A 1,071-nucleotide genomic window follows, 5' to 3' on the forward strand; every position below is an offset into this window, starting at 1 on the left:
GTTGCCCACAATTTGAAAAAAATGCAGAAATACCTCATAATTTTAGCTTTGATTACAATGTCTTGCAAAGGACAAAACAAGAAAAATAATCCGACTGAAATACCTACGTCTGAAATTATTAAAACTTCGGAATTTGAATTAATCAAAGCTGAAAATCAAAAAGGATTATTGATTTTATTTCCTTGTTTCCCTTGCGACGCGGAAAACACATTAAGCGAATTTAAAATCAAGGAAGTTAGTGTTAAAAACGGCTTTTCAGTTTTGGCAATGAATTTAAATCAACATTTGTTCTTAAATCAGACGGAAAAACAAAAATTAGCAGAACAGTTGGAAATAATAATCTCTCAAAACGACCTAACCAAAAAAAATATATTCATCGGTGGTTTTTCAAGTGGCGGAAACGTGAGTTTATTAATTAGCAATTACCTTGTAGAAAATAAAAGCTCAATTCAACCCGAAGGTCTTTTTATTGTGGACTCACCAATTGACCTTTTAGCACTTTATAAAACTGCCAAAAAGAACTTGGAAATGAACTTTGCAGAACCGTCTGTTCAAGAAGCAACGTGGATAAAAGATTTTTTTGACAAAGAGTTTGGAAATCCTGAAAACGGAATAGCTAATTATGAAAAAAAATCACCTTTTACTTACGAAACAGAAAATATCGAGAACTTGAGAGGATTGAAAAATCTAAAAATCAGATTATACACAGAACCTGATTTAAAATGGTGGAAGGAAAATAGAAAAAACGATTTTGAGGATTTAAACGCTTTTTACATTGAAAAACTGGCGGACAAATTAAAATCTGAATTTGGAAATACAAATGTTGAACTTATAAAAACAGAAAATCGAGGTTATCGAGCAAATGGAGAAAGACATCCACATTCTTGGTCGATAGTAAATGAAAAAGATTTAGTAAATTGGATGACCGAATAAAAAACTGTGGGCAACACCGTATATAATTTATTGCTGGTTTCTTGCTTACTTACGAAAGTCCTCGCGGACTTTCTTGGTTGGTAATTATTTACTAAATTAATCGCTTAAAACACGCAACAAACCATATACACAAACGTT

Annotated in this window: 1 protein-coding gene; it reads left to right on the top strand. The window is 31.7% G+C overall.

Translation table 11 applies throughout. The features are described from left to right. Positions 1 to 261 precede the first annotated feature (261 nt). Positions 262 to 933, top strand: coding sequence for a hypothetical protein (locus G525_RS0117870; RefSeq protein ID WP_157491981.1), 672 nt, complete (start codon positions 262 to 264; stop codon positions 931 to 933). Positions 934 to 1,071: the final 138 nt, after the last annotated feature.

The sequence above is a fragment of the Gelidibacter mesophilus DSM 14095 genome, from assembly GCF_000423005.1.
GTDB lineage: Bacteria > Bacteroidota > Bacteroidia > Flavobacteriales > Flavobacteriaceae > Gelidibacter > Gelidibacter mesophilus.